The 24023-nt window shown below is 59.5% G+C and carries 23 protein-coding genes and 3 pseudogenes; 19 read left to right on the forward strand and 7 right to left on the reverse strand.

Annotated elements, in window-relative coordinates:
* Positions 1 to 186: pseudogene (locus AOA61_RS31850) on the forward strand (hypothetical protein); the annotation flags it as partial.
* A 114-nt stretch (positions 187 to 300) separates the two neighbouring features.
* Here the strand turns inward: AOA61_RS31850 and AOA61_RS32245 are convergent.
* Positions 301 to 474: pseudogene (locus AOA61_RS32245) on the reverse strand (sulfoxide reductase heme-binding subunit YedZ); the annotation flags it as partial.
* 159 nt (positions 475 to 633) lie between these two features.
* On the opposite strand from AOA61_RS32245, the gene AOA61_RS16725 reads away from it, so the two are divergent.
* The 3 genes from AOA61_RS16725 to AOA61_RS16735 are packed head-to-tail and all read left to right on the forward strand — an operon-like array spanning position 634 to position 3413.
* Positions 634 to 2163 (forward strand): hypothetical protein, encoded by a 1530-nt coding sequence (locus AOA61_RS16725; RefSeq protein ID WP_099602182.1) that lies wholly within the window; start codon positions 634 to 636, stop codon positions 2161 to 2163.
* Positions 2164 to 2217: 54 nt separating this feature from the next.
* The gene (locus AOA61_RS16730; protein WP_099602183.1) at positions 2218 to 2958 is read left to right on the forward strand and encodes a hypothetical protein; all 741 of its coding nucleotides are present in this window, start codon (positions 2218 to 2220) and stop codon (positions 2956 to 2958) included.
* Between the two features lie 8 nt (positions 2959 to 2966).
* On the forward strand, positions 2967 to 3413 hold the full coding sequence (locus AOA61_RS16735) for a hypothetical protein (RefSeq protein WP_099602184.1): 447 nt from the start codon (positions 2967 to 2969) through the stop codon (positions 3411 to 3413).
* 2 nt (positions 3414 to 3415) lie between these two features.
* On the opposite strand, the gene AOA61_RS16740 is transcribed toward AOA61_RS16735, so the two are convergent.
* A complete protein-coding gene (locus tag AOA61_RS16740; RefSeq protein WP_032885648.1) occupies positions 3416 to 3700 on the reverse strand; it encodes a hypothetical protein in 285 nt (94 codons plus the stop codon).
* Between the two features lie 18 nt (positions 3701 to 3718).
* Positions 3719 to 4615, reverse strand: a complete 897-nt coding sequence (locus tag AOA61_RS16745) for a hypothetical protein (protein WP_032885647.1) — start codon at positions 4613 to 4615, stop codon at positions 3719 to 3721.
* A 198-nt stretch (positions 4616 to 4813) separates the two neighbouring features.
* Between AOA61_RS16745 and AOA61_RS16750 the strand changes: the two genes are divergently transcribed.
* Positions 4814 to 5143 carry a hypothetical protein gene (locus AOA61_RS16750; RefSeq protein ID WP_099602185.1) on the forward strand — a complete coding sequence of 110 codons (330 nt, stop codon included), beginning with the start codon at positions 4814 to 4816 and terminating at the stop codon, positions 5141 to 5143.
* A 6-nt stretch (positions 5144 to 5149) separates the two neighbouring features.
* Here the strand turns inward: AOA61_RS16750 and AOA61_RS16755 are convergent, their stop codons facing one another.
* Positions 5150 to 5785, reverse strand: a complete 636-nt coding sequence (locus AOA61_RS16755) for a LysE family translocator (protein WP_099602186.1) — start codon at positions 5783 to 5785, stop codon at positions 5150 to 5152.
* Positions 5786 to 5912: 127 nt separating this feature from the next.
* Here AOA61_RS16755 and AOA61_RS16760 point away from each other — a divergent pair, with 127 nt between their 5' ends.
* The 3 genes and pseudogenes from AOA61_RS16760 to AOA61_RS16770 all read left to right on the forward strand — a co-directional run bounded on the left by AOA61_RS16760 (position 5913) and on the right by AOA61_RS16770 (position 7784).
* Positions 5913 to 6284 carry a PH domain-containing protein gene (locus tag AOA61_RS16760; RefSeq protein WP_032885644.1) on the forward strand — a complete coding sequence of 124 codons (372 nt, stop codon included), beginning with the start codon at positions 5913 to 5915 and terminating at the stop codon, positions 6282 to 6284.
* A gap of 147 nt (positions 6285 to 6431) precedes the next feature.
* Positions 6432 to 7563: pseudogene (locus AOA61_RS16765) on the forward strand (colicin E3/pyocin S6 family cytotoxin).
* Positions 7560 to 7784, forward strand: a complete 225-nt coding sequence (locus AOA61_RS16770; protein WP_099602187.1) for a pyocin S6 family toxin immunity protein — start codon at positions 7560 to 7562, stop codon at positions 7782 to 7784. Before AOA61_RS16765 ends, AOA61_RS16770 begins: the two are co-directional and overlap by 4 nt.
* Positions 7785 to 8007: 223 nt before the next feature.
* Here the strand turns inward: AOA61_RS16770 and AOA61_RS16775 are convergent, their stop codons facing one another.
* Positions 8008 to 9387: a sensor histidine kinase gene (locus AOA61_RS16775; protein ID WP_095186396.1), complete on the reverse strand. Its 1380-nt coding sequence runs from the start codon at positions 9385 to 9387 to the stop codon at positions 8008 to 8010.
* Positions 9384 to 10046 carry a response regulator gene (locus AOA61_RS16780; RefSeq protein WP_032885641.1) on the reverse strand — a complete coding sequence of 221 codons (663 nt, stop codon included), beginning with the start codon at positions 10044 to 10046 and terminating at the stop codon, positions 9384 to 9386. The genes AOA61_RS16775 and AOA61_RS16780 overlap by 4 nt, the downstream gene beginning before the upstream one ends.
* Positions 10047 to 10193: 147 nt before the next feature.
* Here AOA61_RS16780 and AOA61_RS16785 point away from each other — a divergent pair, with 147 nt between their 5' ends.
* Genes AOA61_RS16785 through AOA61_RS16805 form a run of 5 tightly spaced genes read left to right on the forward strand, consistent with a single transcriptional unit; the run spans position 10194 to position 14901 of the window.
* Positions 10194 to 10460 carry a PepSY domain-containing protein gene (locus AOA61_RS16785; RefSeq protein ID WP_032885640.1) on the forward strand — a complete coding sequence of 89 codons (267 nt, stop codon included), beginning with the start codon at positions 10194 to 10196 and terminating at the stop codon, positions 10458 to 10460.
* Positions 10460 to 11005 (forward strand): cytochrome b/b6 domain-containing protein, encoded by a 546-nt coding sequence (locus AOA61_RS16790; protein ID WP_099602188.1) that lies wholly within the window; start codon positions 10460 to 10462, stop codon positions 11003 to 11005. Before AOA61_RS16785 ends, AOA61_RS16790 begins: the two co-directional genes overlap by 1 nt.
* Positions 11006 to 11027: 22 nt before the next feature.
* Complete coding sequence (locus AOA61_RS16795; RefSeq protein ID WP_099602189.1) at positions 11028 to 12296, forward strand: exo-alpha-sialidase; 1269 nt, start codon at positions 11028 to 11030, stop codon at positions 12294 to 12296.
* Complete coding sequence (locus AOA61_RS16800; protein ID WP_099602190.1) at positions 12296 to 12880, forward strand: hypothetical protein; 585 nt, start codon at positions 12296 to 12298, stop codon at positions 12878 to 12880. The genes AOA61_RS16795 and AOA61_RS16800 overlap by 1 nt, the downstream gene beginning before the upstream one ends.
* A complete protein-coding gene (locus AOA61_RS16805) occupies positions 12880 to 14901 on the forward strand; it encodes an LTA synthase family protein (RefSeq protein ID WP_099602191.1) in 2022 nt (673 codons plus the stop codon). Before AOA61_RS16800 ends, AOA61_RS16805 begins: the two co-directional genes overlap by 1 nt.
* On the opposite strand, the gene AOA61_RS16810 is transcribed toward AOA61_RS16805, so the two are convergent.
* Positions 14902 to 15276, reverse strand: coding sequence for a cytochrome c family protein (locus tag AOA61_RS16810; protein WP_099602192.1), 375 nt, complete (start codon positions 15274 to 15276; stop codon positions 14902 to 14904).
* Between the two features lie 277 nt (positions 15277 to 15553).
* Between AOA61_RS16810 and AOA61_RS16815 the strand changes: the two genes are divergently transcribed.
* From AOA61_RS16815 to AOA61_RS16845, 6 genes are all read left to right on the forward strand, one after another.
* Positions 15554 to 15934 carry a response regulator gene (locus AOA61_RS16815; RefSeq protein ID WP_032885635.1) on the forward strand — a complete coding sequence of 127 codons (381 nt, stop codon included), beginning with the start codon at positions 15554 to 15556 and terminating at the stop codon, positions 15932 to 15934.
* A gap of 194 nt (positions 15935 to 16128) precedes the next feature.
* Positions 16129 to 16743 carry a biliverdin-producing heme oxygenase gene (locus tag AOA61_RS16820; RefSeq protein ID WP_099602193.1) on the forward strand — a complete coding sequence of 205 codons (615 nt, stop codon included), beginning with the start codon at positions 16129 to 16131 and terminating at the stop codon, positions 16741 to 16743.
* Positions 16740 to 18983 (forward strand): ATP-binding protein, encoded by a 2244-nt coding sequence (locus tag AOA61_RS16825; RefSeq protein ID WP_099602194.1) that lies wholly within the window; start codon positions 16740 to 16742, stop codon positions 18981 to 18983. Before AOA61_RS16820 ends, AOA61_RS16825 begins: the two co-directional genes overlap by 4 nt.
* A gap of 513 nt (positions 18984 to 19496) precedes the next feature.
* The gene (locus AOA61_RS16835; protein ID WP_099602195.1) at positions 19497 to 21395 is read left to right on the forward strand and encodes an alkaline phosphatase D family protein; all 1899 of its coding nucleotides are present in this window, start codon (positions 19497 to 19499) and stop codon (positions 21393 to 21395) included.
* A gap of 136 nt (positions 21396 to 21531) precedes the next feature.
* Entirely contained in the window at positions 21532 to 22545 is a 1014-nt protein-coding gene (locus AOA61_RS16840; RefSeq protein ID WP_099602196.1) for a diguanylate cyclase, read from the forward strand.
* A 217-nt stretch (positions 22546 to 22762) separates the two neighbouring features.
* The gene (locus AOA61_RS16845; RefSeq protein ID WP_099602197.1) at positions 22763 to 24013 is read left to right on the forward strand and encodes an aspartate aminotransferase family protein; all 1251 of its coding nucleotides are present in this window, start codon (positions 22763 to 22765) and stop codon (positions 24011 to 24013) included.
* Positions 24014 to 24023: the final 10 nt, after the last annotated feature.

Genomic DNA, 24023 nt, shown 5'->3' on the forward strand with positions numbered 1-24023 from the left:
GAGGCGCGCATTCTACAGCAGCCTCATTTGCTGTCAAGTGATTATTTTCAGAAGCTTTCGAAGATTTCTTCAACAACTTCAACCACTTGCGCTTCTGATCTCTCATCAGCGGGAGGCGAATTCTACAGCGTTACACGCTGCTGTCAACACCTCTTTTTCAACTTCCTTTTGGCTTCGATGAACTGAAGCAACTTACTGCCAAAAACTGCGCAACTCATTGTTTACCAAGGAGTTTTCCGTTTCGACTGCGCCGGAAGTGGGGCGAATTATAGGCTCCCAGAATCTGCGGTCAAGCGCTAATTACGCTTTTGTTGCAGAAGGTGCTTTTTTCGCAATAAGCCGTGGGATTCGGCGCATCACCGGCGGTACACGCAACACCAGCAGCAGCGCAGCTATAGATAGATGCATAGATAGCCCACTCCTGTGATCACCCCGCACGATCCAAAATATATCCAGCAGCCCCACCCCAGCAATGCCCGCCCGGCGCACAGACTTAGCTCCCCTCACACTGAATCCGCGCAGACCTGATAAGTCCCGCTATCAATCGCCTGACGCAAGGGCGAGCGCATAACCGCCGGGTGGAATGGATATTGGAGCGGTGAGCAGCGGGGTTGTTTTTAGCGCGCAGGAACAGTGATCATCGCCCTCCCCCTGAAAGAACGGTTGGCGATGCTGAACATGGACGATCTGCTGGCCAGCCCTGACGAGCGCACCCTCAAACGCCAGTACGCCAAGCTGCTCAAGGTAACGCGGCCGGACGATGATCCCGTCGCCTTCCAGCGTCTGCGGGAAGCGTACGAGCGGGCGTTGCAGCGACTGCGTGCCGGCGACAGCCTCGTCGCCCACGCCCTCCCCCCTGCTGCGTATGAACAAGCAATGGCGCTGCTGGCCGAATTCGATGACTGGAAAGTCGACGAATGCTGGGCCCGCGCCGTGGCACAAGGGTGTGCCGCCGACTTTGAACAACTGCTGTTCCAGCGTTGCGTCAACGCACCCGACCGGCATCTACCGCTGTTGACCTGGGGCGTTGAGAAACGCCAATGGCTCACGCCATGGCAGCAAATAAACAGCGGCGGTTTTCCCCATCAACGTCTGGTCCACGCACTCAAGGGCGCGCTGTACGACGACCTTGAAAAATACCTGGCAGACGCCCAGCCTCAGGCGTTCTTCGAACGACTGGAGCGGGCATGCCGCCAGGGCTGGCTGGTTGACCTGCCCCATCACCAGGCGTTGCAGGTGCAGGTGTTGCACCTGTTCACGGTGCAAGAAAGCTGGTCGCCGACTCTTTTCCAACAGGTCTGCCAGCTGTTCGCCTGGGACGCTGGCGCTGCGGTGCCTATCGATCAAGCCCAGTGGCAGGCCCTGGTCCGGCGCAGCGAGCAACACGTCTGGCTGAACGCGTTGCGAGATCAGGCGCAACAACCGGGTGCGGCGGCGTTGTTTTTGATGTGTGCAAAACCCGCGCAGCAAGCGCAATTGGCCGCCACGTTCGGAGAAGCCGATTGGCAGGCCTGCGAGCAACTGTCCGCAGCGTTTTCCACACGGTTCCCCGACCTGCTGGGCTTGTTCCCCAATCACAACCCGTGGTTCTGGCACGCCCTCGTCGGCTATCGCCCCACCCGCCACGGCCTGAAACGAGCCACCGCCGTCCTTGCAACCTGCCTGGCGTTGGGTAGTCTCTCCAGCCGATTCGCACTCGGCCCGACCTTATTGATGCTGCCGCTATACCTACTGGGCGGCTGGTTGATGGCCCGCGTCGGCCAGTGGCTGCTGACCTACTGGACCGTCATGGCCGAGAGCCTGCAAGACCTCGACCAACGCGTCAGCCGCTGGTGTGTGCTCCGCAAATGGATCCCCGACCGCCGCTATCGGGTGATCCGCAACGGCGGCCCATTAGTAGCGCTGGGTTTTGTCGTGTGGCAATGGCTTGGGTGGTTGGGGCTTGCTACCTACGCAGTGACCGGTTTGATCGGCGTGCTCCAGCCGGCACGCTGGGCGCCTGCCGAGTATGAGTACCGCTGGCGGCGACCGTTGCAGGCGATCTATCGGATTGCCGGGCTGAGTGCGCTCCAATGGCTGTTTTGCGCAGTAATGGTCGCGGTGATTGCGTATATACAGTTGGAATTGCCCGGCACCGCGCTTACCCGAGGGGCATGGCGTTAACATGCCCGTTACCTGATTTTTTGCGTTGATATCCACGATCAAGGAAGACACCCCATGACCAATACGCTCTCCCAAGACTTCACCCAAATCCCCACAGGCATGCAGCCCTTTCCGGCGATTGAAGACGTGTTCGTCGCCGATCAACTGGAACTGGCCAAGCATCTGCATCCGCTCTTCAGCCTTGACCTGGGCCAGGTGAATCCCGAATGGTCGGGCGTCGTGCACATGCTGAGCCCGTTGGAGCCCTATGAGAGTCTTGTCGGCGAGCTGACCGAATGGGACGGCTTTCACGGTGACCTGCTGAAAACCAACTGGATCGGATTTCAGCTTGAGCAGGGGCGATACCGCCTATGCGGCGACCCGCGCTACTTCTTTCTCCATGCAGGCAACGCGCAACTGGCCGACCCTCACCCCGGCGCGCGGGCGGACCTGGAGCGTCACTGTGCTGAGCAACACCGCGCATTTGCCCGTACGGTCGAGCGGTTCAACACCCACGGGGTACTGGCGCGCGAAGACGGCGAGCCACTGGATGCGGTGGAGTTTGTCACCCAACTGGGCGGCGAAGTCGACGGCTTGGCTAACTGGGTGGAGTCGGTGGAGTTTCCGATGCAGATCATTGAACTGGACCCCGACCGTGGCGATTCGAACGTGTATCCCTTGAGCCCGGCCGGCAACCGGTTTTTCCACGTCGCCAGCGTGCCCGGCTGGCATTACCGCACCGCGGGGGCCGACTTGATCGTGATGTTCTACGAGCCGATTGAAGGCCTGGTGTTATTTACCTTCGACTACAGCTGAGCAAAGTGATGACTCAACGGACCAAAACGCTTCTCGGTTGGGCCTTTCTAACCTGCCTGGCAGTGCTGTTGGCTTACGCGCTCGTACATAAACCGCAATTCCCGTCGCAAATAGTCCTCAAGCAAGCGTTCATACCCGGGCAGTGGGTGTACATCGTGCAAGGCGCGAGGAACGCAGGGGAGCCCAAAAGCCTGCGGTTCTACGCAGACGATTACGAAAGCAGCGACGAGGTGATGAAGGTGCGCCTGGGCAAGAAGCCACCGTTCCTGGTTTCGGACACCGACTTGCAGAATGTAGTGATCGAACGGGTCGCCAATGGCCTGTACATCAAACTCGATGGTGCAGTCGAGGTGTACCGAAGCAACCTCTACCTGGCCGATGGCGACACGTACACCACGTTCCGCGTCAATCTGGAACAACGCGACACGCGGCCGCCCTTGCCGAGCGGCCGGTAGGTTTATTTCAACAGGGCGATCAGCGCACAGACCACGGTGATCACCAGCGCCGGCCACTGCATCGGCATGAAAAAGAAGTGATGGCGCACCCCATCAGCGTGCGGATGCCGATTGAGCACGAAGCCCAGCACCACGTTGATCGCCGAGCCAACACCCGCGCCTATCAGGAACTGCATCAGCGAGACATTGCCTGGCTTGACGCTGGGATCAGGCCACAACCCCATCAACAACAGCACCATGGCCACCGGAGTGAACAGCGTGAGCCAGCCTGCGCCGCGATAAATCATCGTTTGATACTCCTGGGCTTAGGCCAACTCACGGGCTTGTTCTTCAACCGCAAACACCACATCCAGGGTGTTGAGGAACAGGTCATGGCTGAGGATGCCGGTGGCGATGGTCGACAGCACGGGCTTGCCGCTGTCGTCCTTGATCACCACGTTCTCGGTCCAGGCGTTGAGGTCGACGGTGCGCAACGATGCCATCGGCACTTTGCGGCCCTGGTACTCAAGGAAGGCGGCGCTGACCAGAATTGGCGTCGTGGTGATCTTGAGGAAGTTGCCGCTGACCCGCTTGCCCCAGACCTGCGCAGTGCTGATGCAATTGAACGTTACTGCCCCGCCCGCCTCCAGCGTCGCCGCCACCGCCGGCAGGCGTGCGCGTACGTGCAGTTCACGCACCAGTTGCTGGAAATCGTGAAAGCCCTTGAGGGTCTCGATCACCCGGTGAAACGGTTCCGAAGCATTGCGGCGATAGGCAACGTTGGTAACCATACCGGTCAACACGGTTTGGCCGGAGCCGAACAGATACAGGTCCTCGATATCGGCAAAGGCCGTGTATTCGCGCTCATCGTTCACGAAGCGCTCGATGCCATGCTCATACACGTCATAACGGGGCGCACGCAGCTTTTTGTGCCAGGCGTAGACCGCAAACATGCTCAGGCCGATCACCGCCAGCAAGGCGCTGGTGGCATAAAACACCATAAGCGGATCGCTGAAATTCAAGGTCATGCCGCGTGACGTCTGGAGAGTGACGGGGCCATTGTTGCCCTGCGGCAGGATGGTGCTCAGGTACAGCACAAACCCGGCCATCCCCAGCATCACAGAACCAAAGATCAAACTGACCACAAGAAAGGCTTTGCCATGACGGAAGCTGGCGATCAGCTCACCAGTATTGGAAGGCGATTGAAAAGGGGATGAGGGCATGGGGGCTTGCGTCCTTGTAAGTAGATAAAGCGGGCTGCTTGGGTGCGCTTGGCACGGCGAGTTGGAACATGGCCAATTAGTATCGTTCCTTGTGCAGAGGCCTTAATGTGATGCACGCCGCAAAGTGGGCCAGGTCTTTTTTTTCACACACAGAACAGTGATCATCCCCCTCCCCCCGTATGTTGAGGAACCAAGACCATGGAATTGACGCTGGAAGCTGTGGCGCTTTTTGCACTCAAGTTGGTGCATGAGGTGGACGGTGGCAGCCCGGTTTTGCGGGATGATCCGGTGATGGTTGGCTATGACAGGGAGGTGTTTGCGCTGTTGGTGCGGCAGGGGGATTTGGCTGAAATCTTGGTGAAGATTGATGAGTGTGCGGGCCAGGCTTTGATGGCGGTGGGCGGTGCCGACACAGTACTGGGACGTGAACTGCAACGGCTGGCGGCGGCTGTGCAAAATGCCCATCAACTTGATCAACTGCCCGAGCCGTTAACCACCCTCAAGGATTATCTGAAAGACATCCAGTGAGGCGACCTACCGCCGCCCTTCCACCGCCATGCGCACCGCCAACCCCATCAGCACTGAGCCCATCAGCCAGCGCTGCACCACTTGCCAGCCGGGCCGGGTGACGAAAAACACCGCGATGGAGCCCGCCAGGGTGGCAATCACCGCGTTGACACCCACGCTGATAAAAATCTGCGTAAAGCCCAACACCAGTGATTGTGTCAGCACACTGCCATGGCCGTTCGGGTCGATGAACTGGGGCAGCAACGACAAATACATCACCGCCACCTTGGGGTTCAGCAGGTTGGTCACAAGCCCCATTGTGAACAGCTTGCGTGGGCTGTCCTTGGGTAAATCGCGCACCTGAAACGGTGAACGCCCGCCCGGCTTGATCGCTTGCCACGCCATATAGGCCAGGTACAACGCCCCACCAAACCGCAGCGCGTCGTAGGCAAACGGCACCGCCATGACCAACGCGGTAATTCCCAACGCCGCACAAAGCATATAAACCAAAAAACCCAACGCCACGCCGCCCAGGGAAATCAATCCAGCTGTACGGCCCTGACAGATCGAGCGGGATATGAGGTAAATCATGTTCGGTCCGGGCGTCAGCACCATGCCGAGGGAGATCAGCGCATAGGCAAGCCAGCTGGATAGTTCAGGCATGGTGCGGCTCCGGTTGTTGAAACATCTGGGCAAGGTTGTAAGGTTGGTCGCCATGGTAGGGCGTTCAAAATGCCCGCGTTAGATACAGATCCACGAGCAAATCGGCATACACCCACGAGGCAGGCCCATGATCGACTTCAACAACAAAGGTTTCTTCAAGCTCAAACAAAACAACGAATACGCCGAACGCGTAGCCGCCCTGCTGCTGGACGGCGAGGAAGTGGTCGACGCCTACAAAGCCATGCGCGACGGCGTAGTGTTTACCACCAAGCGCATCATCGCCGTGAACGTGCAGGGGATTACCGGGAGCAAGAAGGACTTCACGTCGCTGCCGTATAAAAATATCGTGGCGTACTCGGTGGAAACGTCCGGCACGTTTGATCTGGATTCGGAGTTGGAGATTTACTTTTCTTCGCTGGGGAAGGTGAAGTTTGAATTTACGGGGAAGACGTCGATTGTTGAGATTTCGCGGTTGATTTCCAAGCACCTGCTGACCTGATCAGCAGGTAAAAATCAAAATATTCGAAACGATAGCGCCCTTCTGACCCCTGTCTCGTTTTCCCACACCCATCATCGAACAAATCCGATTTAGTCCGCTCATACCCCCTCTTAGGCTCACGTCCCCACACAAGGAAGTGAGCCTGTCATGTCAGAGCGCGCATACCCTCTCACCGAAGAACAACAACTCAAACAGCGAATCCTGACACCGCAACCGGCACGGCCTTTTTCGCCACCGCTCCATCTACTCGACCGTCCTCCCGCGCCAGCCCCCTCCCCCACCAAGCCTCCCGGCTGCGTATTCACCAAACCCTGCCAACTGCCCGACGGCATCACCCACTACGCCGATCCCGGCGGTTTCGTACCGCTGGAGTTGGTCAAGGAATACGGACATTTCAGCCTGCTGGGCGGGCGTGAAGTGGACGCTCGGGGAACGGTCTCGCTGCGCAAGATCAGCGGAAGCGCATTGCCCGCTGGCTTGGGGCAGTTGGCGTTGCGTGCAGCGGTGTTGGAGTCGGCAGCGACTGCTGTCGGCTCTGTAGCCGGGGCGTTGTTGACGGGGTTAGTGGCGTTGGCCTGGCCATCGGCGCTGGGTGATAGCGCGCTGTACAGCGATGAGCAATTGCGCTCGATGCAACGGGCGCGCTCACAGATGCGTTTGCATGTTGAGCAGTTGGAGGACGGCACGCTCAAGGGCTATGGGTTTTACACCGGCAACAACGCCGACTGTCAGATGATCGATGTGGTGCAGTTGCAAAGCCGTGGCGATCAGTGTGTGGCGGATTTTGGCCAAGGTGTGGATCTGATCTGGACGCCTGCGGTTGAATCCGGGGGACGCCCTGGGAATCCCAGCGTTGGAGGCTGCACCGCAGGCGCCGGTAATGTGGATTTACCCGCCAAACCAGAAGGCTGCGCAGATTTTGGTGAACCCGGTTTATCCGCCGGAATATCGGGATTTTATTCTGATGTTTCCGGTGGAGTGGGGGGTTCGGCCGTTGTATGTGGTGGTCAGTGTTCGGGCTGGGGATCATACCTATCACCCCAAACCAAAACTCCTAGCTGCATTTCCGAAAGCCAAGTGGGCTCGCTCGAAAACTCCAATGACGGGGGGTGGCCAACGCCCAAGATGGAAAGATCCCGACGGGACGATCTATGAATGGGACGCTCAACATGGCGCTGTGGAAAAGTACTGCAAGCGCGGAATTCATCTCGGCGAGTTCGATCATTTGACCGGTAACCAACGTAAGCCAGCCAAGCCTGAAAAGACGGTAGAACCATGAACCACTCAATTATGGGCGTTTTGCCTAACGAGGACTTTGCATCCTTTGAACAGGCGCTACCTCTGTCCACTCAAGACCTGATGGACATTATGGGGTGGGAGAAACTGGAGGATTGCGTATTTGACTATCTATTGACGGAAGAACAAGTACTCAAGATAGAAAAAGCGATTGCTCTAAAGCTGCCCACTCACTTTGACTTATTCCTTACCTCACACGACTAAGTGAACCAAGGGGCATTCAAACTCCATTCGCCGACTAAAGGCTGACGAGGATCTCCCTGGTGAGCGGGCTTTTTTTGTGGTGAGCGGGCTTGCCCCGCGCTGGGGCGCGAAGCGGCCCTGAAACCAAGCCCTGCGGTTCCTATGGAAAATCTCGGTGGCCGAGTTGGGGCAGCTTCGCAGACCAGCGCGGGGCAAGCCCGCTCACTACACATGCCCTTTCAGCTCAGGCAGTTGAAGGGCTGCTGTTCTGGATTTCTTCGTTAAATACCAACCGCGCGCACAACCCACCACGCTCCAGGTTGTGCAAGGCCAGCCGGCTGCCGATCTTGCCGACGATCATCTCGACAATCGCCAGCCCCAACCCGGCACCATTGGCATTGTCACGGCTATAAAACCGCTCAAACAAACGCCCGATTTCCGCTTCATCAATCCCCGGCCCCTGGTCCTGCACGCTCAGGCAAAAAGCACCAATCACCACCTTCACCTCGCTGCCCGGCGGGGAAAAGTTGAGAGCGTTGGTCACCAGATTTTGCAGGGCGATGGCCAGTGCCACGGGCTCGGTTTCAACCCAGCATTCTTCGTCACCCTCCAGCACCAACTCCACACCTTTCTCCATGGCCAGCGGGGTAAGTTCTGCCAATTCTTCGCGTACTAACTCTGTCAATTGCACACGGCTGCGCACAGGGTTGTTCAACTGCGGCTCGATGCGCGCCATGGTCAATAACTGGCTGCCGATGCGGGTGGCGCGGTCGACACCGCTTACCAGAAATTCCAATGCCTCGCGTCGTTGCTCCACTGTCTCCGCGCTTTGGGCGTTTTGCGCATGGATACGCAGGATCGCCAGGGGGGTGCGCAGTTCGTGGGCGGCGTCGGCGATGAACCGGCGTTCGCGTTCCAACAACTCGTCCACCTGCACCAACAGCCGGTTGAGCGCGGTTTGCATGGGTTCCAGGTCGGAGGGCAGCGGTTTGAGGTGCAGCGGTTGCAAGGTGTCGGAATTGCGTCCACGAATCGACAGTGCCATGGCGCGCAGGGGTTTGAGACCCCAACCGATTAACAGCCAGATCAACACCGTCAGCAGCGGCACGCCGATGAGGGTCGGCCAGAGAGTGTGACGCATGATGCGTTGGATCACGTCTTGGCGGATGTCGTCGCGCTCGCCCACCCAAATCAACAGGCCCTGTTGCGGGTCGGCGAGGAGGAAGGCGCACCAGTCGTTGCCGTTGTCCATGATGTCGTGGGAACCAAGGGTCGCGGGCGGTGCTGCCAGCACCGGCGCTTCGGCTGAGCGTACAAGTAGCTGGCCGTCGCTGCGCCACACCTGGAAGGTCAGGCGAGTTTCATAGGGATGAGCCACGCCCTCTTCGCCCACGCGGCTCATGGCCTGATCAAACGCCTGGTACAAGCGGTCCCAATCCGCCTCGCCGGGGTCGCGCTGGCGCAGTACGCCTTGCAGCAGGCGCGCGCTTTGGGCGAGTTGGGCGTCGTAGACTTCTTCGATTTCGTGGTGACTGTCGCGCAGCACCAGCCAACTGATCAGGGCATCGCCGAGCAGGATCAACACCAGCACCGGCACGAGGATGCGCGCACGCACGGAGGTCATGGCTTGAGCACCAGCACATAGCCAACGCCGCGCACGGTGCGTATGAGCTCGGTGGATAACTTTTTACGCAGGTTGTGGATCAACACTTCCAAGGTGTTGCTTTCGACGCGGTCCTGCCAGCCATACAACGCGCGAGACAAGCGCTCGCGGGTCACCACTTTGCCGGGGCGCACCATCAGTTGGTGCAGCAGTTGGTATTCCATGGGGGTGACGATGATGTCCTCATCCAGGTAACGCACCTGCTGGGTGGCGGGGTCGAGGTTGACGCCGGCGTGTTCGAGCATCGGTTGCGCACGGCCCTGGCTGCGGCGCAACAGCGCGCGCACGCGTGCCTTGAGCTCTTCGACGTCGAAGGGTTTGACCAAGTAGTCGTCGGCGCCAGCGTCCAATCCGGCGATGCGCTCGGCGGTGCCGTCGCGGGCGGTGAGGATCAGCACCGGAAGATCATGTTGCTCGGCGCGCAGTTGCTGCAACAGGTCGAGGCCGTCGAGGCGGGGCAGGCCGAGGTCCAGCAGCAGTAGATCGAAGCTCTCCGTGCGCAACGCATGCAGCGCCGCAACGCCATCCTGCAGCCAATCCAGGGTGTAGCCCTCGGCGCCCAAGGCCACACGAATCCCTTGGCCGAGGGCACGGTCATCTTCGACAAGGAGTAGGCGCATAGCAAAATCTCTGTAGGAATCGGCGGCATCATGCCGGGTTATGGCCGGGGCTATTTCAGCAAAGATGTTACGGCTCGTTGCCAACTAAGGTTGCCCTAAGGTTGGTTTTGCACTGTGAAATCTCCCACATTTGCTGAGAGCTTTTCCATGCGCAAAATTCTCCTGCTGTCCCTGATCCTCGCCAGCCCCCTGGCCTTCGCCGGCCCTCAATGCACCACCGCTGAGCGCTCGCAATGGCAAGACGAAAAAGCCTTCCAGGACAAGCTCAAGGCCGAGGGCTACACCATCAGCAAGTTCAAGGTCACTGATGGCAACTGCTATGAGATCTACGGGTTCGACAAGGACAAGCGCAAAGTTGAGATCTACCACGACCCGGTCACCGGCAAGGCCGTGAAGACTGAGATCAAAGGCTGATGCCAGGCGAATCCCTGCGCCTGTGGGACCCACTGGTGAGGCTGTTCCACGCCTCCATCGCCGGGGTCTTCGTCGCCAATTACTTCTTCAACGAAGCCGGCGACGACTGGCATGTCTGGCTGGGTTATTACGCCATGGCCTGGCTGCTGGTGCGAACGGTGTGGGGATTTGTCGGACCGCGCAGCGCACGGTGGGCAGACTTTTGGCCTACGCCAAAAAGGTTGAATGCCCACGCGCGCTCGTTGCTCAAGGGTAAGCCGCAACACCGCTTGGGGCATTCGCCGATTGGCGCGCTAGTGATGCTGTTGATGTTGCTGGCGTTACTCACCGTCGGCGTGAGTGGCTTTTTGATGCAGGAGGTCGATGCCCTCTGGGGCGCCGATTGGCCGCTGCAAGTCCACGAGACCGCCGCCAATGCGCTGCTTGGCTTGGTATGCCTGCATGTGCTGGCTGCCGTGTTTGAAAGTATTCAGGTGCGGGACAACCTGCCGTTATCCATGCTCACCGGTCGCAGGAAGCGCCTGCCGGATGAACGTGCGCAGTAATCCTTTTACCCACAGGTTCCCTATGCGCTCCGCCTTATTGATATGCAGCCTGCTGGCAGTGTTTTTCGCTGCCTGGCAAAGCCATCCGCCCCATGTGCTGGCGCCGTTTGCCCAGACCAGCCCGAACACCGCAAAAGTGGCGGCGCCGGCGCAGTACAGCAGCCGGTTCGTATCCACCCAGCTCACCGACTTTGTGCACTCCTCATCCGTGACCGCCCTGCCCGGCGGCGACTTGATGGCGGTGTGGTTCGCCGGCTCACGCGAAGGTGCCGCTGATGTGCAGGTGCGCACCGCGCGCTTTGATGCACGTACCGGCGAATGGGGCGCCGAACAGGTGCTGGCCACGCGGGAAAGCACCCGCGACGGAACCCAGCGTTATATCCGCAAGCTCGGCAACCCGGTGATTGCCCTGGCGCCGGATAAACGCCTGTGGATGTTTTATGTGTCGGTGTCAGTGGGCGGCTGGGCCACCAGTGCGATCAACGTGATGGTGTCGGATGACCTGGGGGCCAGTTGGACGCCCCCTCGGCAACTGGTGACCTCGCCGTTCTTCAATATCAGCACCCTGGTGCGCGCCGCGCCGGTGTTCCACGCCGACGGCTCCATCGGCCTGCCGGTGTACCACGAGTTCATGGGCAAATTTGCCGAGTACCTGTACCTGAGCGCAGACGGAGCAGTGATCGACAAATTCCGTATCAGCCGCGGCAAGAATTCCCTGCAACCGACCATCGTGCCCCTCGACGGCCAACGCGCCGTGGCGATGTTGCGCTATGCGGGCGACACCCATCACCGCGTGCTGGCCAGCCGCACTGAAGACGCCGGGCAAACCTGGAGCCAGCCGTACCCGCTGGAACCGGCCAACCCTAACTCGTCGCTGGCGGCGGTGGGCACGGTGGACGATGGGTTGCTGGTGGCGCTCAATGACCTGCAGGACGGCCGCTTCAAGCTCAGCCTCTATGGCACCGACGCCCAGCTCAGCCAGTGGCGCACTGTGGTGCAACTGGACGAATCACCGGACCCGCTCGGCCAACCGTTCGCCCCCGAAGCTTATAAAGAGATCATCGGCGAAGGCTTTCGCGCCTCCAGCGGCGCGCAGCGTTTACCGCTGGAGCAACGTTTTCTCAGCAGCCTCGACTACCGCGTGTGCAAACCCCGTGGCTGCGATTTCGAATACGAGTACCCGTACTTCAGCCGCAGCCCGGACGGTATGTACCACCTGGTGTACTCGTGGAATAACACGTTTATCAAACATGTCAGCTTCAACGAAGCCTGGCTGGCGGAGCGTCTGTGATGGTGTTGCTGTGGCAGGCGCATTTGAGTTTTGTGCTGTTGGGGTTTGTGCTGTTAAGCACGTTTCGATTTACCACCCGATGGCGACCGTGGTTGCTGCCAGTCCTGGTGGTGGTGAGCGTTATCCCGATCAATGAGCTGCCATTGGCGGCCTATGTCCGCAGTTTTACCGATGATTTGGCGATCAGCACGCTGGTGTTGTTGGGGTGGGTTGCACTGAGCCGTCTGGGCGTGGTGCAGCCGCTGGCTCGACCACATCAGGTGCAGATGTTGCTGCTGTTTGGCCTACTGAGCCTGGTGCTATACCCGGCCACGTTAGGCCTGACCTATTTCGACCCGTACCGCTTGGGCTTCAACCCTCGACCGATGATTGTGCTGGTCGCGGTGGCGGCGCTGTTGATGCTGTGGCTGCGCAATGCGCTGGCGGTGTGGATGTTGGTGATCGGCACGTTGGCGTTCGCATTGCGGCTCAAGGCCTCAGAGAACTATTGGGATTATCTGGTTGATCCGCTCTTGGCAGGCTACTGCGTCGTCGCTGGATTAATGCAACTCAAACTGTACTGCTTTAAAGAATGGAAAATTTGATGAGTGCGTTGCAATCACGTCGCCTGCGCTACGGCATGGGCGCGATCGGGTTGGTGTTTGTGCTGCTGGCTGCGTTGCGACTGGTGTTTGTGCTGGGTTTTTCCGGCCTTGATGTGACAACCCCGGCGCTGCTGGAAACCCTCGGCATCGGCCTGCGTTTCGATCTGCGCCTGGCGGTGTTGCTGCTGCTGCCGCTGGCCGTGCTGGCATGGCTGCCGCGCTGGAACCTCACCACGCTGCCAGTCCTGCGCTGGCTGGCACGTGCCTACCTGGTGGTCGCACTGGCGATGATCGGCCTGGTGTACATCATCGACTTCGGCCATTACGCCTACCTCGGCGTACGCATCAATGCGACGGTGCTGCGCTACCTGCAAGACGCACAGATTTCACAACAGATGGTGTGGGAAACCTATCCAGTGCTGTGGATAACCGCCTGCTGGCTGGCGGCAGTGGGGTTGTGGGTATGGGCGTTGATCTGCCTGGAGCGCCTGACCCTGGACCGTGCGCCAACCCCCATTAATCGATGGGCGGTGACGTCAGTCTCAGTGGTTGGCGTGGTCGCCGTGCTGCTCGCCCTGCTGGGGCGCGTGGCCAACCTCAACCTGGAAAACCCGGTGCCGCTGCGCTGGAGCGATGCGTTCTTTTCCGGAAACAGCCAGGTGGCCGCCGTGGGCCTGAACCCGGTGCTGTTTTTGTACGACACCCTCAAGGTCGGCCAATCGCAGTTCGATGAAGCCCAGGTGCGTAAGCATTACCCGCAAGTCGCCCAGTACTTGGGGGTGGATCAACCGGACGCCCAGCAACTGAATTTCACCCGCCACCAGGGTGTGCAGCCCTATCGCCTGGCCGGCGAGCGCCCGCTGAACGTGATCTTCGTGATGCTCGAATCCCTTGGCACGAGCGCCGTCGGGGCCTACGGCAACCCGCTCAATCCCACGCCGAACCTGGATAAACTGGCCAGCCAAAGCTGGTTCTTCAAGCACTTCTACGTACCGGTCACCGGCACCGCCAAGACTGTCTGGGCCAGCATCACCGGCGTGCCCGACGTCACCCGCCAGGAGACTGCCACGCGCAATCCGCTGATCACCCGGCAACACACGCTGATCAACGCATTCGAGGGCTATCAGAAGTTCTACATGATCGGCGGCAACGCCGGCTGGGCGAACATCAACGCGCTGATCCGCCAGAGCATCGACGACGTGCAGCTGTTTGAAGAGAGCGACTGGCAATCGCCACGGGTGGATGTGTGGGGCATTTCAGACTTGGACCTGTTCAAGGAAGGTGACGAACTGTTGAGCAGGATGCCCAAGGACCAGCCGTTCTTCGCCTACCTGCAAACCTCCGGCAACCATCGACCCTTCACGATTCCCAAAGACAACGACGGTTTCCAGGTGGCGAACGTGACCCTGGAGCAAGTCCAGGCAGCCGGTTCGCGCAGTGTCGAGCAATACAACGCAGTGCGCCTGCTCGACTACAACATCGGCCGCTTGATGGAAATCGCCAAGGCCGGTGGTTACTACGACAACAGCATTTTTGTGTTCTTCGGCGACCACAACACGCGCATCAGCCAGATCCCGCACATGCCGCCTGCCTTTGAACAGCTGGGGCTGGAAAGCAACAACGTGCCGTTGTTGATCCACGCGCCGGGCCTGGCACCTAGGGTGATCGAACAGGCGGTGGGCCTGGCGGATTTGTTGCCGACCGTTGCGGGCATGGCAGGCGTGCCGTTCACCAATGGCGCCATGGGCCGGGATATCCAACAGCCTGCTCCGGAAGGGGAACGCGTGGTGCCGCTGGTGTTGCGTGAGGGAACGTTCCCAATCATCGGCGGCGTGACCCAACACTTCCTGTTGCAAATGCAACACGACGGCAGCTCACCGACCCTGCATGACCTGGCCTCAAAGACACCGCGAGAGGATGTGGCAACGCAACATCCCGCAGAGTTTCAGCGTTTGCAGGCGCTGACCCGTGGGCTGCATGAGAGCGCGCGGTTGATGCTGTTCAGAAATGTACGGGAGTGATTATTTGGGTTGGAAGGTTTCGAGGTAGGCCAGGATGTTGTCGATTTTCTCCTGATCACTGATGCCCCAAAAGATCATCCGCGTACCGCTCACTACCTTCTTCGGTGCCTCGATATAGGCGGCGAGCTTGTCCCGCGTCCAGACCACGCCGGAGTTTTTCATCGCGTCAGAATACTGATAGTCGGTGGTGGTGCCGGCAGGCCTGCCGATGATGCCGTTGAGTTCCGGGCCGAACCCGCCGCGCGCCCCTTCGCCGACGCTGTGGCAGCCGCCGCAGGTCTTGGTAAAGAGCTTGCCACCCGCCTCGGCGTCGCCGGCCGCGAGGGCTGAGTGGGCGTTAAGGATCAGGGCGAGGGTGAGCAGGACGTACTTCATGGGAACTCCACATCGGCGAATGCGGGCGATTATGCCTGTTTGTCAGGAACGCATGCCCATCCAGATCAGCGCTTCGGTCCACGCTCGATCAGGGGAGCATTCAGGGTCGACAGCCTTTTGCGTGCATTGCAGAGCACAGGGATCGTGCCGCACCTCCCCGCAAACAAGCAAAATAGACCCCTCTGAGTAACCACCCATCGTTTTGGACATATCCAATCGAACCTATCCGATGGTCTTCCACTCCACCTTACTGAACCCTGATGGTGGAGTAACGATCATGGCTCAGCCATCGATTTTAGTACTGGAAGACGACGAGATCATTCGCTCGTTAATGGTGGATGTACTTGAGGATTTTGGGGCTCATGTGACGTCATTTCCTTCGGCGGATGAGGGGATGATTTTTCTGGAGCGGGATGATGAACCGGTCGACCTGATTGTCAGTGATGTTCAGATGCCAGGTTTGCTCAACGGCTATGACTTGAGCCGGGTAGTGGCCCATCGTTGGCCAGAGGTAAAGGTAGTGCTGACATCCGGCAACACTAAGATCGCGGCGGAACTGGGTAGCTCTGTGCGGTTTCTACCGAAACCGTGGAGCGCCGAACACCTGATTGAGTGCGTGCAAACGGCACTGACCCAGCAAAGCCCGCACCTGCATTGATAGCATCGCAACATCACTGAAGCCGAACTTTGGGACAAACACTGCGGTCATTAATGAGCAAGGAGAGACTTTTCTGATCCGCTGGTCAGGCTTTTCGCCTTGTGCGTACAGCCAATGGCCATGAGGTGTGTAGAATCACTGCCCAATTCTATGCGTCATTTATGGCCGGCAGGCCCACAGTTCGAGCTTATTGAATGCATTCACAGGCCCCTGACGGTGGTGTGCCCTCGTTGTTGGAAGCGTTGCGCACAGGCACGGCCCTGCTGCATGTAGCGCTGGAAAAGCGCCTGCCGTTTTTCAGCGAATACCTGAATGCCGACTGGTTTCGACGCTTGCTCCAGGCGTATCACGGGTTTTATGGGCCAATGGAAGCAGCGCTGTACGATTGTGAGTTGATCCCTGATGGCTATGACACAGAACTGCGTGTGAAAACACCCACTCTGTTGAGCGATCTTCTCGCCCTTGGCCTGAATGATATTGCTATCAACGACCTGCCCCGCTGCACCCAACTGCCGCTCCTCGATACCCCTGCTGCCTGCCTGGGCGCCTTGTATGTGCTCGAAGGCGCTACGCTGGGCGGCCAGGTACTGCGCAGGGAAATGGCTCAGCGCCTGGATCTGGACGCCGATAACGGCGGTGCGTTTCTCAATGTGTATGGCCCCGAGACTGGTCGGCGCTGGAAAGACTTTCTCGACTATCTGGGCCACCAGCCGCTGGACGCACCAGCCAAACAACACGCGGTAGACGCGGCCCGTTCGACATTCCGCTGCTTTGAGCAATGGCTCGACAGCCAGGAGGTATTGCTATGAAACCCGATGATTTTGAAGAGCTGCTTGCCAACTGTGCGGACGAGCCTATTCGCATTCCAGGGGCCATCCAGCCCCATGGTGTGTTGCTGACGCTGTCTGACCCCGGCTTGCAGATCATCCAAGTCAGCGCCAACGTCGCCAGCCTGTTCAATCATGCACCGGAGACGCTGCTGGACCAGCCGCTGCACCGGTTGCTGGGCGCAGAGCACGCTAAGGCTGTGCAACACATGGTCGAGCACAACAACTTTATCGACGCGCCGCCGCTGCACGTCACTTTCAACGGCACCAAGTTCGATGGCCTGCTGCATCGCCATCAGGGCGTCCTGATACTGGAATTCGAACCGTTGCTGGAGAATTTCCAGCCGCGTGCAATGAATCGTCGCACCAGTGATTTGGGCAAGATGCTGCAACGTTTGCAGGCGGCTAAAACCCTGCAAGCGCTGTACGAAATCAGCGTGCATGAAATCCAAGCCATGACCGGCTACGACCGCGTGCTGATCTACCGCTTCGAAGAGGAAGGCCACGGCCAAGTGATCGCCGAAGCGTCCGCGCCGTCCATGGAACTGTTCAACGGGCTGTTCTTCCCCGCGTCCGATATTCCCGAGCAGGCCCGCGAGCTGTATCGCACCAACTGGTTGCGCATCATTCCCAACGCGGCCTACGAGCCAGTGCCACTGCTGCCCAAACTGCGCCCGGACAACGGTGAGCCGCTGGACCTCAGCTTCGCCACCCTGCGCAGTGTGTCGCCGATTCACTGTCAGTACATGCAGAACATGGGCGTGCTGTCGTCCATGAGCATCTCGCTGATGAAGGGCGACAAACTCTGGGGCCTGATCAGCTGCGGCAACCGTGAACCGCTGCTGGTGCCCAACGAGTTGCGCACCGCCTGCCAGACCATCGGCCAGGTGTTGTCATTGCAGATCAGCGCCATGGAAGCCTTGGACCTGAGCCGCCAGCGCGAGGAAAAAGTCGAGGCCCTGGCGTTGCTGGATCAGGCGATGAAAGCCTCGGCGGACAACGTGTTCGATGGCCTGGCCCTGCAAGGCCAAGTGCTGATGGACCTGACCCTGTCCGGCGGTGTGGCGATCATCGAAGACAAGCAACTGCACCGCTACGGCAACTGCCCGGAACCGGCGCAGATCCGCGCGTTGCACAAGTGGCTTCAAGAGAGCGGCGATACGGTGTTTTCAAGCCATAACCTGGCCTCGGTCTACCCGCCGGCCGCTGAGTTTCAGCAGATGGCCAGCGGTGTCCTGGCCATGAGCCTACCTAAACCGGTGGATAACGGTGTGCTGTGGTTCCGCCCGGAAGTGAAGGAGAACATCAACTGGAGCGGCGACCCGAACAAGCCACTGGATCTGGAAAACTCCGACGCTGGCTTGCGCCTTCGCCCACGCACTTCGTTTGAAATCTGGAAAGTGGAAATGGCCGGCATCTCCACCAAGTGGAGCCATGGTGACCTGTTTGCCGCCAATGACCTGCGTCGCTCCGCCCTGGAAAACGACCTGGCACGCCAGGTAGCGCGTGAGCAACAAGCCGTGCGCGCCCGTGATGAACTGGTGGCGGTGGTATCCCACGACTTGCGCAACCCGATGACGGTCATTTCGATGTTGTGCGGCATGATGCAAAAGGCCTTCAGCTCCGATGGCCCACACACGTCGCGGCGGATTTCCACGGCCATCGACACCATGCAGCAAGCCGCCGGGCGTATGAATGTGCTGCTGGAAGACTTGCTCGACACTTCGAAAATCGAGGCCGGGCGCTATGTGGTCAAGCCAGTGGCGCTGGATGTGAGCCAGATGTTCGAAGAGGCTTACTCGTTGCTCGCACCGCTGGCGATGGAAAAAGGCATCGACCTGTCGTTCAGCGCCGAGCCTGATCTGGTGATCAACGGCGACCCTGAGCGGATGTTCCAGGTGCTGTCGAACCTGATCGGCAACGCCATCAAGTTCACGCCGCGCCAAGGCACTATCGGCATCAGTGCCATGAGCAATGGTGAGGAGACCGTGTTTTCGGTGCGCGACTCCGGCGAGGGCATTGCGCCGGAGCAATTGCCCCATGTGTTCGACCGCTATTGGACCCAGACCGAAAACAATCCAACGGGCAGTGGCTTGGGGCTCTACATCACCCAGGGCATCGTCCACGCCCACGGCGGCAAGATCATTGCTGAAAGTGAAGTGGGGCGCGGCAGCGAGTTCCGGTTTACGGTGCCGAACGTAATTGAAAACTCACCGACCTAAGCGCCAGCGACCTTGTGGCAAGGGGTCTCTGGCAATAGCCAGGCATGGCTTGCTCTAGAGAGCGGGCCTCAACCTCCGTCATATCTTGCAGCAGGGCGTTTATAGCTCGACGCCCCTCGTCCTCTATAAGTTTGTCGCCACTTCGCTCAACAGGGCGAAGTCACCCTCGACTGATAGAAGGATACTTCCATGCTCGGCCCTATAAATTCTCCCCCTCTGCCTGCTCAATACCCCACTGCACCGCATGACGACGCCCCCCTTCAACGCAATAAGCGCAGCATCGACGGCCCTCAATCGCAGCTCGAACCTCAGGACGCTGACGGTTCGGCGCGCGATGGCCGACACAGGAATACCGGCAGCCTAGACAGCCTGGGCAAGGGCAACTTGCCTTAAACCGTCGTACGAGGGGCAGTGCACTGCCCCTCGTCTTTGTAGGTCGTCGCGTCTTAACAAAACACTGACATCCGTTGCGCTAATCTTTCCGGTTCAACCCTGGCCGGAGCCTTTTACTGCATGCCACATCCCGACACCTTGCCCGCCGTACTCGCCGGCCCTCTGCTGCGGCGCCTGGAACCCCAACGCTTGGTGTTGTGGCTGGTGGGAAGCCGAGCATTAACCCTGACCCTGAGGCTGCAATCTGCCGAGCAGCACCTGGATATCCCGCTGGGCCAGGACCAATGCCAAGTCGTGCAGGTGGGCCGCGAGGCGTTTGTCCATCTGATTGATATACGGCTGGAAAAGGCGCTGCCGCAGGATGTGATCATCGACTATGACTTGCTCGTCGACGGCACCGGCATAGCCCAGTGGGCACCCCACTTGCTGTACGCCAACGCCCAATACCCGAACTTCGTGCTGCACAGCCGTATCCATCAACTGGTGCACGGCTCGTGCCGCAAACCTCACCACAGTGCCGACGAAGGCCTGCTTTGCGTTGATCGCCTGCTGGCCAATGCGCAGAACCCAACCGAGCGCCCGGCCTTGTTGATGATGAGCGGCGACCAAGTGTATGCCGACGATGTCGCCGGGCCGATGCTGCGCGCGATCCATGGGCTGATTGCGCGCCTGGGCCTGTTCGACGAATACCTGGAAGGCGCCGTGGTAGACGATAGCGCCAGCCTCTACGGGCATCACGCCAGCTACTACAACCGCGCCGATCTGCTCCCGGCGCTGGACAGCAACGAGACCCTGCGTGAACGTTTTTTTGGCGGCGTGAAAAAACCGATTTTCACCAGCAGCACCGCCGACAACCATCTGGTGACCTTCGCCGAAGTCATGGCGATGTACTTGCTGGTGTGGTCGCCTGCGCCTTGGAACCTGATCACCCCACAACCGCCGCAACTGAGCGCCGAGGAGTCATCGCGCTATGCGCGTGAGCAAGTGACGCTGGATATATTCCGTGAGGGTTTGCCGGACGTAGCACGGGTATTTGCCCACCTCTCCACCCTGATGATCTTTGACGACCACGACATCACCGACGACTGGAACCTCAGCGCCCAATGGGAAGAAACCGCCTACGGCCATCCGTTTTCCAAACGCATCATAGGTAACGCGCTGCTCGCCTACCTGCTGTGCCAGGGTTGGGGGAATAACCCGGATGCCTTTGTTGAGCTGGTGGGCCAAACGCAGACACTGGTCACCCACACGCAGGACAATCACTTGGACGCGCTCGCGCAGGACCAGTTGGTGGAGACACTGCTGAAGTTCCAGCAGTGGCATTACGTCCTGCCCACAACGCCGGCCTTGGTGGTGCTCGACACCCGCACCCGGCGCTGGCGCAGCGAATTCACGCTCAAGCACCCATCAGGCCTCCTTGACTGGGAAGCCTTGAGCGAACTGCAACAAGAGCTGCTCGATCATCCCTCAGCCATCATCGTCTCTCCCGCGCCGATTTTTGGCGTCAAGCTGATCGAGACCGTGCAAAAAATTTTCAGTTGGTGCGGCCATCCTTTATTGGTGGACGCCGAGAACTGGATGGCTCATCGCGGCGCAGCTCAGGTCATCCTCAACATCTTCCGCCACTCGCGCACGCCGGGTAACTACGTGATCCTCTCGGGCGACGTGCACTACTCGTTTGTCTATGAAGTGCTGATCCGCCACCGCAACGCCGGCCCCAGAATCTGGCAGATCACCAGCAGCGGCATCAAGAACGAATTCCCACCCCGATTGCTGGAATGGTTCGACCGCCTCAACCGCTGGCTTTATTCGCCGCGATCGCCCCTGAACTGGTTCACTCGCCGCCGCACCATGCAGGTGGTCCCCCATATCCCGGAACATGCCGAAGCCGGTGAACGGTTATGGAATTCGGCGGGAATTGGCCAAGTGTTTTTCAACGAGCGGGGGCAGCCTGAGGCTATTTACCAGCACAACGCGGACGGCAAACCTCGGACGAGGATGGTGGCGCCGCAACCATAGCTAATAGCCATCACCCAAAAGCAGCATACCCACTCTATTCAAAGCGTTTAATCCCTGCTGTACAGTAGCCCCAGCCACGGAGTATCGGCGACAACATTGGCAGGCCTAGGCGCCTGCCCACGCAAGGAATGCGCAGATGGACGATACTTCCGGCAACAACCCGCTGGACCATGATTTTTCCCACCTTAACGCCGACATGTTGCATGCCGTGCTGGAGCTGGTCAGCGACGGCATCTGGGACTGGAACGCCAATACCGGGTTCGTCTACCGCAACCCAGGCTGGTACGAAATGCTGGGCTACCCTCGCCATTCCCTGGAAAACAACGTGTTTACCTGGGAAAACGTTATCCATCCGGACGATTACCCCCGTGTGATGACGGTGTTCGATGACTACGTCCACCAGCGTACCCCTCACTACCAAACCGAATACCGTTGCCGCAAAAAAGATGGCAGCTACCTATGGATCGAGGATCGCGGCTATGTCATTGCGCGCAATGAGGACGGCTCGGTAGCACGGATGGTGGGCGCCCATCGCGACATCGATCTGCGCAAATCCTCCGTTGAACAGTTGGAGCGACGCAATCAATCCCTTGAGGCACTGGTGGCCGAGCGGACGCGCGAGCTGTCGCGGGTCAATCAGCAATTACAACTACAGCTGAACGAAAACCGCTCCCTGGCCGAGCGGGACGCCCTCACTCTCGTCGCCAACCGCTACCGCCTGGAAAAGGTACTGCTGGAAGAGTGCGGCCGCGCACAGCGTTTTCGCCTGCCGTTGGCATTGATCGCGGTGGATATCGATGACTTCAAACCAATCAATGACCAACACGGCCACGGCGTGGGCGATCAAACCCTGGTGCACGTCGTGGAATGCCTGGAGAGGTGCATTCGCCCAGGCGACCTACTGGCTCGGTGGGGAGGTGATGAGTTTATGGTGGTGCTGCCCAAAAGCTCACTGGAAACCGCCAGGGCGTTGGCTGAGAACATCTGCCGAACGATGCGCAAGATCCCGATGCGCGGAGATCTCACCGTCACCCTGAGCCTGGGCGTGGCCGAGCGGCGCATGGATGAATCTCCCGCCGCCCTGATGGCGCGTGCCGACCAGGCACTGTATCGCGCCAAAGCGGCGGGGAAAGATGGGGTGTCGGAGTAGGTCAAGCCCGTCAACGTACTGGCGCCGGGTACTGGATGCCGCCTCTGCTCCACAGCGCATTGAGGCCGCGCTTGACGGGTTCAGCGCGTTGCCACAAACGACTTTTGGCAACGGCTCCTTCCGATTTGGAATGACCCGGCGACTTTATTTCGTTTGCGACAAGGGCTGGCCTGCGGCTTAGATAAAACGACGCCCGCCACTGCCGAGTCCGAGATTCATGAGCCGCGAAACCATCAGCCAGTCGATTTCCATCGTTCATCCCATCAGCCTCAGCCACGGCAAGAACGCCGAAGTCTGGGACACCACGGGCAAGCGCTATATCGATTTTGTCGGCGGCATCGGCGTGCTTAACCTCGGCCATTGCCATCCCGGTGTGGTGGAGGCTATTCGTGAACAAGCGACGAAGTTGACCCACTCTGCGTTCAACGCCGCGCCGCACACGCCGTACATCGAACTCATGGATCGCCTGACAGCGTTTATCCCAGTGAACTACCCCGTCAGCGGCATGCTCACCAACAGCGGCGCGGAAGCCGCGGAAAATGCCTTGAAGATCGTCCGCGGCGCCACCGGCCGCACTGCAGTGATCGCCTTTGACGGTGCCTTCCACGGCCGCACCCTGGCCACTCTCAACCTCAATGGCAAAGTGGCGCCCTACAAACAAAAGGTCGGCGTCCTGCCCGGCCCGGTGTATCACCTGCCCTACCCCAGCGCCGATAACGGCGTGAGCTGCGCTGAGGCACTGAAGGCTATGGATCGACTGTTCAGTGTGGAAATCGATATCAGCGACGTAGCCTGTTTCATCATCGAACCGGTGCAGGGCGAAGCCGGATTCCTCGCCTTGGATATCGAGTTCGCTCAGGCGCTGCGGCGCTTTTGCGATGAACACGACATCCTGTTGATCGCTGACGAAATCCAATCCGGCTTCGGCCGAACCGGCCAGCGTTTTGCCTTCTCGCGCCTGGGGATAGAACCGGACCTGATCCTGCTCGGCAAAAGCATCGCCGGCGGCGTCCCCTTGGGCGCAGTGGTCGGGCGCAAGACGTTGATGGATAACCTGCCCAAAGGTGGGTTGGGAGGTACGTACTCCGGCAACCCCATTGCCTGCGCAGCGGCGCTGGCCACCCTCGATGCAATGACCGATGAGCATTTGCAGGAGTGGGGCTCGCAGCAGGAAGAAGCGATCGTCGGCCGTTATGAAGCCTGGCGTTCGCAGCGCCTGTCGCCGTACCTGGGCCGCCTGACCGGCGTCGGCGCCATGCGCGGCATCGAGCTGACCAGCACCGACGGCACGCCAGCGCCTCAGCAACTGACCCAATTGTTGAGCCTGGCGCGAGACGCCGGGTTGCTATTGATGCCCAGCGGCAAGTCGCGGCACATCATTCGCCTGTTGGCGCCACTGACCATTGAGCCTGCGGTGCTGGAAGAAGGACTGGATATTCTTCAAGCGTGCCTCAAGCAATTGGTTTAACGCCCGTATC

The sequence above is a fragment of the Pseudomonas sp. 2995-1 genome, assembly GCF_002742505.1.
GTDB classification, from domain to species: domain Bacteria; phylum Pseudomonadota; class Gammaproteobacteria; order Pseudomonadales; family Pseudomonadaceae; genus Aquipseudomonas; species Aquipseudomonas sivasensis.

Excerpts from the sequence above, each read along its gene's own strand:
- AOA61_RS16810 (WP_099602192.1), bottom strand. The coding sequence starts at position 15,276 with ATGAAGTACGTCCTGCTCACCCTCGCCCTGATCCTTAACGCCCACTCA.
- AOA61_RS16770 (WP_099602187.1), top strand. The coding sequence starts at position 7,560 with ATGAACCACTCAATTATGGGCGTTTTGCCTAACGAGGACTTTGCATCC.
- AOA61_RS16825 (WP_099602194.1), top strand. The coding sequence starts at position 16,740 with ATGAAACCCGATGATTTTGAAGAGCTGCTTGCCAACTGTGCGGACGAG.
- AOA61_RS16740 (WP_032885648.1), bottom strand. The coding sequence starts at position 3,700 with ATGATTTATCGCGGCGCAGGCTGGCTCACGCTGTTCACTCCGGTGGCC.
- AOA61_RS16790 (WP_099602188.1), top strand. The coding sequence starts at position 10,460 with ATGCCAGGCGAATCCCTGCGCCTGTGGGACCCACTGGTGAGGCTGTTC.
- AOA61_RS16815 (WP_032885635.1), top strand. The coding sequence starts at position 15,554 with ATGGCTCAGCCATCGATTTTAGTACTGGAAGACGACGAGATCATTCGC.
- AOA61_RS16795 (WP_099602189.1), top strand. The coding sequence starts at position 11,028 with ATGCGCTCCGCCTTATTGATATGCAGCCTGCTGGCAGTGTTTTTCGCT.
- AOA61_RS16845 (WP_099602197.1), top strand. The coding sequence starts at position 22,763 with ATGAGCCGCGAAACCATCAGCCAGTCGATTTCCATCGTTCATCCCATC.
- AOA61_RS16780 (WP_032885641.1), bottom strand. The coding sequence starts at position 10,046 with ATGCGCCTACTCCTTGTCGAAGATGACCGTGCCCTCGGCCAAGGGATT.
- AOA61_RS16760 (WP_032885644.1), top strand. The coding sequence starts at position 5,913 with ATGATCGACTTCAACAACAAAGGTTTCTTCAAGCTCAAACAAAACAAC.
- AOA61_RS16800 (WP_099602190.1), top strand. The coding sequence starts at position 12,296 with ATGGTGTTGCTGTGGCAGGCGCATTTGAGTTTTGTGCTGTTGGGGTTT.
- AOA61_RS16750 (WP_099602185.1), top strand. The coding sequence starts at position 4,814 with ATGGAATTGACGCTGGAAGCTGTGGCGCTTTTTGCACTCAAGTTGGTG.
- AOA61_RS16820 (WP_099602193.1), top strand. The coding sequence starts at position 16,129 with ATGCATTCACAGGCCCCTGACGGTGGTGTGCCCTCGTTGTTGGAAGCG.
- AOA61_RS16840 (WP_099602196.1), top strand. The coding sequence starts at position 21,532 with ATGGACGATACTTCCGGCAACAACCCGCTGGACCATGATTTTTCCCAC.
- AOA61_RS16785 (WP_032885640.1), top strand. The coding sequence starts at position 10,194 with ATGCGCAAAATTCTCCTGCTGTCCCTGATCCTCGCCAGCCCCCTGGCC.
- AOA61_RS16755 (WP_099602186.1), bottom strand. The coding sequence starts at position 5,785 with ATGCCTGAACTATCCAGCTGGCTTGCCTATGCGCTGATCTCCCTCGGC.
- AOA61_RS16835 (WP_099602195.1), top strand. The coding sequence starts at position 19,497 with ATGCCACATCCCGACACCTTGCCCGCCGTACTCGCCGGCCCTCTGCTG.
- AOA61_RS16745 (WP_032885647.1), bottom strand. The coding sequence starts at position 4,615 with ATGCCCTCATCCCCTTTTCAATCGCCTTCCAATACTGGTGAGCTGATC.
- AOA61_RS16730 (WP_099602183.1), top strand. The coding sequence starts at position 2,218 with ATGACCAATACGCTCTCCCAAGACTTCACCCAAATCCCCACAGGCATG.
- AOA61_RS16805 (WP_099602191.1), top strand. The coding sequence starts at position 12,880 with ATGAGTGCGTTGCAATCACGTCGCCTGCGCTACGGCATGGGCGCGATC.
- AOA61_RS16735 (WP_099602184.1), top strand. The coding sequence starts at position 2,967 with ATGACTCAACGGACCAAAACGCTTCTCGGTTGGGCCTTTCTAACCTGC.
- AOA61_RS16775 (WP_095186396.1), bottom strand. The coding sequence starts at position 9,387 with ATGACCTCCGTGCGTGCGCGCATCCTCGTGCCGGTGCTGGTGTTGATC.